The sequence below is a fragment of the Paenibacillus prosopidis genome (assembly GCF_003337375.1).
In the GTDB taxonomy this organism is placed as follows: Bacteria; Bacillota; Bacilli; order Paenibacillales; family Paenibacillaceae; genus Pristimantibacillus; species Pristimantibacillus prosopidis.
On the sequence record NZ_QPJD01000043.1, the window covers coordinates 1 to 6,114 of the forward strand.

At 36.9% G+C, this 6,114-nt stretch carries 7 protein-coding genes; all 7 read right to left on the reverse strand.

Going from position 1 to position 6,114, the window contains the following annotated elements:
* Window positions 1–566: 566 nt before the first annotated feature.
* The 7 genes from DFP97_RS29750 to DFP97_RS29785 all read right to left on the reverse strand — a co-directional run bounded on the left by DFP97_RS29750 (window position 567) and on the right by DFP97_RS29785 (window position 5,788).
* Window positions 567–1,637: a hypothetical protein gene (locus DFP97_RS29750; RefSeq protein ID WP_114384281.1), complete on the reverse strand. Its 1,071-nt coding sequence runs from the start codon at window positions 1,635–1,637 to the stop codon at window positions 567–569.
* A 195-nt stretch (window positions 1,638–1,832) separates the two neighbouring features.
* On the reverse strand, window positions 1,833–2,273 hold the full coding sequence (locus tag DFP97_RS29755) for a hypothetical protein (protein WP_114384282.1): 441 nt from the start codon (window positions 2,271–2,273) through the stop codon (window positions 1,833–1,835).
* 742 nt (window positions 2,274–3,015) lie between these two features.
* Window positions 3,016–3,402, reverse strand: coding sequence for a DUF5071 domain-containing protein (locus tag DFP97_RS29765; protein ID WP_114384284.1), 387 nt, complete (start codon window positions 3,400–3,402; stop codon window positions 3,016–3,018).
* A 50-nt stretch (window positions 3,403–3,452) separates the two neighbouring features.
* Window positions 3,453–3,770, reverse strand: a complete 318-nt coding sequence (locus DFP97_RS29770; RefSeq protein WP_114384285.1) for a hypothetical protein — start codon at window positions 3,768–3,770, stop codon at window positions 3,453–3,455.
* A 158-nt stretch (window positions 3,771–3,928) separates the two neighbouring features.
* On the reverse strand, window positions 3,929–4,420 hold the full coding sequence (locus DFP97_RS29775; RefSeq protein ID WP_114384286.1) for a hypothetical protein: 492 nt from the start codon (window positions 4,418–4,420) through the stop codon (window positions 3,929–3,931).
* 273 nt (window positions 4,421–4,693) lie between these two features.
* Window positions 4,694–5,260 (reverse strand): zinc dependent phospholipase C family protein, encoded by a 567-nt coding sequence (locus DFP97_RS29780; protein WP_245976649.1) that lies wholly within the window; start codon window positions 5,258–5,260, stop codon window positions 4,694–4,696.
* A 171-nt stretch (window positions 5,261–5,431) separates the two neighbouring features.
* Window positions 5,432–5,788: a hypothetical protein gene (locus DFP97_RS29785; RefSeq protein ID WP_114384287.1), complete on the reverse strand. Its 357-nt coding sequence runs from the start codon at window positions 5,786–5,788 to the stop codon at window positions 5,432–5,434.
* Window positions 5,789–6,114: the final 326 nt, after the last annotated feature.

A 6,114-nucleotide genomic window follows, 5' to 3' on the forward strand; every position in this document is an offset into this window, starting at 1 on the left:
TTATATGGAAGATGTTGTAATTAGACCAGCACCTTCTATTCCCGCATGCCCTCAAACGGAACTGCTTAGCCCATCTCATGTAATCCTTTAAACTCCTATTTAAACATACATGTGAAATTCTGCGAATGAGCGAGCATTCGTGAGAAAAACCTTATTCTCTGAGGGAGCGTAGTCATGTCCCTTTAGTAAGATCCGGATTGTTGCTATCTCTTAACCTGATCACTTTCTCATTGTATTTTTTCAACTTGGCTTCAAAACTGGTTCTACTTCAAGCCAATGTCGTTTTACCACTAACAACAATTCCAATAATGAGGATTTTTTCCATACCTGTTCAAGCTCCCTAGATCGGCGATGTTTGACTAATTATCTATTCGCGTAAGCAGCAGATTTCCCTTTTACTGTCTTTCGTTTTAACAATACTTATTAGAGTAATCTGCTCGTTACTTAAGGCATTAAAAAGGAGCTTACCTCGCGGCAGCTCCCCCTCTATCGTACCCGTTAGCCATCCATGCCGCACAAAGTGCGGCACCACAGAGAATGAAAGTTAATCGGTTCTGAATAAGGTGTTAGCTGATGGAACGTGACTTCTCTGAATATCCCACTAAATGATCTACCTCAATAATATGTTCAATTTTCATTTCTAACTTCTCTCTTATATGATAATACTTATTTAATATTTCTACTTCTTGTTCTAATATATTTGAAATAATCCCAATGATTGAGTCATCCTTGTCTTCGTTGCTCCAATCAAATAGATCTCTATAGATATCAACTATCGATTCATTGTTAGTTAATGTAAACCGAATTGGTTGATTATTAAATGTCAACTTACATTCTAACAATTCAGATAAAACATCCAAACGGTATCTGAGATCCTTCTTTGAAATAACTTCATTCTGAAGTATTTTGATATCTTGAATTAATTCCCTAAAGGTTAATTCCACGTGTTGCATTGCAATGTAAGACCAAATGCATGTACCTGTACCTCTTCCATGAGCTTCCCAATTCTGATTCCATAAAATATTCTTAATTATGTATTTATGATCTGCTCCAAACAAAGCAATTCCTAGGATTATTCCTGAATTACAATCAGTTGAAGCACTTCTATCTCCCCATTCAAATAACCTTGAAACCATACTGCTGCTTGAAATTTTATAACTTAGTGCTGGTACGAACTCCCCAAATAGACTCTTTCCAAATGAGCAATCTATTATGGATTTTATCTGACTTTCATAATCATTACATGGTAAATGTAATAATCCTAAAATTGCGTCCTTAGCTATTTGCCAGTTATCTGATGTAATTAGTGACACAAGGGTTTCTGTACACTTTGTATATCCAAGATATCCTAAAACATGTAAGACTTCGCATGGCATTCCTTCCCTTAGATCTTTTTGATAAAAACAGTAATCATAAATTTCTTGTGCTAATTGTAAATCTCCATGCTTCATTATAGGTTGTAAAAGCAAAATTCTATTGTAATCTGAGGGGGCCTCAATAAATAACTTGAAGAGGCCAATGGCATCTTCAAGTTCACCGTACTTGCCTATCACATTTGTATATGAAGAAACAATACTCGAATCAATATTGGGAGATGATTTAATTAAGTTTATTAGTCTTTTAGTTGTTGGAATCAATATTGTCTTCCCTCCTTTTAAAGTTTTTCATTTTCTGTTCACGATCTTTCAGCTAACGTCTTTTTTATGAACTTCGCGAACTTTCCATATTTAAGGTGTTCGCGAAATGAATTAAACAATCCTGCCATTTAGCTTAATGAACAAGGAGCGCCGCCGCAGCAAACTGCTCCTATTTTGATTGAACTATCGTATCCGTTAGTTTAATGTTTGAATTGCCGTTTGAATTTTTTCGTCAACCTTTGAATCTTCATATTTGGAGCTGTAATAAATTATCAACATGTTTTTTTGCTCATAAGCAAATTGATATAGCGCTAAATCGTTTGCTTTAAGATACTGATTAAAGGTGTTAAGACCATCCTTGCGAGCTTGTTCTGAATCGAAAAAATATATATAAATGTTCTCATGCCGGGCAATGTCTTCCAGCTGATTTCCTATCGAGAACAAATGTGGCTTTACATCATTTATAACAGCAAATCCGTAATCAAGTTGTCCTTGAGAAATTAACTCAGGACCCTCGGCTTTTATTGCTTGAACTACAGTGTCCAAAGATAATTTACTTTCCTTTTTTTCACCGTTTGCGCACCCACTTGCAAGGCTTACAACTATTAGGATAACTACAAAAAAACGAATCTTCATTGAGAGTTCCTCTTTCATCTGAGCTATAGTTCCCCGTTACTTTTATCACCAACCTTCTACCATTGAGTTAATGAATAATCATCATTAAGCCCGTAATTGTCCATGCGATCATTGCAAAGCATATCGAGCTTATAACCTTATAAAAGTGGTTGTGATCCTTATTCGCTATAACAGTGATAAAAGAATACATAAAAACAAAGGCTATTATAGGCATAAAATAAAGTCCAATTGCTTGGAGCAAAAAGTTCACTATCAACCCTCCAATCAGTTTTTAATAATTCAATCAATAATTACAGATACCAAGCCATTATTCAAGGATACTGCAGTTAGCGTAACAACGGACTGACACGCGGCAACCCTTACGATGTCAAACTAACTATAGTACCGAGGGAGTTTAAGGACAATTACCTCCTACCTCTTCTTTTTCTTATAAAATTGAATGGCATATATAATAGTAGATGAAATTATGACCCAAAGAAGAGTTCCTATAAAACTAAACGTAGAACCGTTCTTATGGAAAGTTACGATGCTCAGAATATCAGTGTTCATAAGATAGTCCAAGAAATAAAGCACCAAAAGTGTTCCCATAAAAACTAAACGTTAGCCTCTTATCATTCATCGAACTTTTACCCCCAAAATGAATATAACATATCCAAATGTGCTCTCTTACGTAAACCTGCCACTTCAATTAAACAAAAGAGGAGCTGCTGCATTCAAGCTCCCCACTATCGTACCCGTTAGTTTAATCAATCCTCGCTAACAGTTCATCAATTTTTTCAGTAAGTTCTTCTTCTATCTCATCCTTTGTTGGGCTAAATCTCATCCGTATTAATTCAGGCTTCAGTTCCAAGAGCTTCTCATTTGACAGGCGATTTATTAACCCATGTAGCAAGAAAAACTTCCATCCACCATCATTAGTCTTTATAACAGCCCGAATATGAGGAATTAAGTACTCCTCAAAATCAACAAGTATATCTTCGATATCTTGAGCTATAGGCCAGTTCATGTCTTGTAGCCACATAAGTAGTTCAGGAAGGATAGGGATTATTTTTGCTTTTGACGCTCGTTTTAATAACGCTACACGCTCGTAATCCATTTTAGTTCTTGGGATTAATTCGGAGTACTCCATTCGTTGCCACTCCTATTCTCATTTAGTTGCTTCATTCCGTTAGCATATTTTTAGAAATCGTATGGATCTACCGCTTCGAAGTCATCTTGACTTATGTGCGTTCTTTGATTCAGCATACTTAAAAAATAAGTAACCGTATCCTTAAGAGCTTCCTCAACTGAATTACCATACCCCACAGCACCCTCAGGTCCTGACTCTGTCTTTAATAACAAATTCGTGTAGCCAGTAAAGTTACCATTACTATCCTCATAGATCTTCACCTTAAATTTTGACCAAGGTGTTAAATTAAGCTCCCAAATATTAAATTCCGCAACACATTTCTCAATTTTTGCAACACCATCGAGCTTTAATGACTTCCACGTTTCCATCACATCACCTATTTAATGGTTTGTCCTTATCTTAAAACAATCCTTTGAATTAAGCTATCCTCCCGTTCGTAAAACGATCAGGAGCAGGTCGCCGCGGCGCCTGCTCCAGAATCATTTCACTATCGTTCCTCGTTAGCTTAATCAGCTGTTTATAAAACTTACCGTTCCGTTTTAGAAAGTACATTTAAAATGTCGCCTTTAAAGCTTTCTGTTAGTTCATAGAAATATGAACCAGAAATATCAAACACGTTATTGTTCTCGAAAAACGTAAAGTTGATTAAAATCCTTCCCTGAGCAATGTCACCCTCCCAACGCTCTACCTGTTTAAAATTCATGTTATACTCTGCTCCTCTTTCTGGAAAGGGAGCTTCTGAGAGGTACTTCTCATTACTGTACCCTTCAAGTTTGTTAGCTTTGTCAAACTCCATTAGTAAGCTTTTGACCTCCTGCTCATCAGTAACGTAGTGGATTACCTTTTGATTCCCGTCTATGTCCCATTTGACTGCTTCAATAAGGACAGGCTTTTTAAATGATGTAAAAGAATAATCATACTGTGCAATGTTTCCTTTTGGAAAAAATATAGGGCTAAACAAATAATTTGTATTCACATAAATAACCGAAATAGCCAAAATTACTACGAGTAAAATCACACCATATCCTCTCACTACACTCAATCCCAGCTTTCAATTGTTCTTATTCTTATTATAGACATAAACCGCATCTGTTATTGCTCGAGTCTGCCCGTTAGAGTGGAAAAGGCAGCCGATCGTTTTGCCGACTGCCCTGTGTATTTATTCTGCTATCGTTCCCCGTTATCTCAAGCATTTCTTGCTTGGATTGTTAGCTATGAACTTGAAGAGACTTGACTCCCCATTCTTTATATAAGTCGTTTAGCTCATTTGATGTCTTTGAAACAAAATTCTTTACCATTCTTCTCTTAAATAAATCGGGGTTATCTGGGGTTCATTGTCCTTATTGCGTAGCCACTGTAGCTTTATATCTCGGTATTGGCTTACTTCAATTTGAGTTACCAATGGTTCAATAGTGTAGGCGCTTCCTACTTGCAGCTTGTTGAGAACGGCTTCTGCCCATTCTTCTCTCCTTATTAAATCAAATTCCACCTGATTTGACTCAATATTATAGATTCTTCTTATCTCATCTTTCTCTCCTCGGTACTCACATTCAAAATTCGTATAAACTGCTTCCGTCCATCTTATGTCTGCATAGATGTGGGCAAAATACCCCAGTACGTAATCTTTCCAGTCAATCTCATCATTTAGGTTGAAATAATCTAGGCATCTTTCCTTAAGTACTTCAATACTAGGAAATCTATCTTCACAAACAAAATGAGTAATACCCTTTTCTTTTCGTGTCACATTATCTCTTACATGGACAGCGTCTGGAGCAATACTCCCAATTAAAAAACTAGGAGATGGATTACGCAAACAAAGTTCTGAAGCAATTGCAAAATGGACCATTGGATAAGGCATTTTTGAGAACCTCCGAAGTTAAGAAAATGGAAAGAATACAGAAATTCCAACTAGTAGCTAAACACCAACATACTACCACATATTGGAACTATCCAGCCAGTTACTTCAATGAGCATCAAAAAGAAGCTGTCCTCGCGGCAGCTCCCCAACTCTCGTCTTCCGTTAGTGCAATTACGAGTCAGTCTCTAATCTAAACTGAATCCATTCGATTCCCGTAACCTTTGTGTTAGTGGTCAGTCCACGAAATTGCCATATCCCTGATTCTGAAATAGAAGGACCAGTAACCTCCCATGTATAAGCCAGCTTATGAGAAATGACTAATGTAGAGAAAACAGCCTCAGTAATTTCGTCCTTATTTAAGGGCGTGCTGAATCCGACATCATATAATGAGGAGTCTTTCCAATAACGTTCAAATACTGACTGGGTAACCTTTGTCTCACATACATCCTCGAATTTTGCGAGCAGCTTACGAACATTGTCCTCAGTATTCGCTTTGAAAAACGCGTGCCAATGAATGTAACTGTACATTTTCTTCCTCCAAGCTGATACACTGTTTCCGAAAATATTCTATACGGATAGTTGATTTACCTTTATTAACTATCCTGCCAGTTACTTCAATGCAGCAAGGAAGCAGCTGCCGCGGCAATCTGCTCCCTTGTGGCGTTCAACTATCGTATTCGTTCAATCAATCACTGCTTTGTTCTTCAAACTCCTTAATTAATTTTTGGGACAGCATCATTGCTTCTTGTCTATCTTTCGCTGGTGCTGTAATCATATGTCCGTTTGTTGGAGACCACTTACCATCATCATTCATAACTTTAATTGTAAATTCAGAGAATTTATCATCAATATAT

What these genes read in the sequence shown, in the direction of transcription:
- DFP97_RS29755 (WP_114384282.1), bottom strand. Translation starts at nt 2,273, where the DNA reads ATGAAGATTCGTTTTTTTGTAGTTATCCTAATAGTTGTAAGCCTTGCA.
- DFP97_RS29785 (WP_114384287.1), bottom strand. Translation starts at nt 5,788, where the DNA reads ATGTACAGTTACATTCATTGGCACGCGTTTTTCAAAGCGAATACTGAG.
- DFP97_RS29780 (WP_245976649.1), bottom strand. Translation starts at nt 5,260, where the DNA reads ATGCCTTATCCAATGGTCCATTTTGCAATTGCTTCAGAACTTTGTTTG.
- DFP97_RS29770 (WP_114384285.1), bottom strand. Translation starts at nt 3,770, where the DNA reads ATGGAAACGTGGAAGTCATTAAAGCTCGATGGTGTTGCAAAAATTGAG.
- DFP97_RS29765 (WP_114384284.1), bottom strand. Translation starts at nt 3,402, where the DNA reads ATGGAGTACTCCGAATTAATCCCAAGAACTAAAATGGATTACGAGCGT.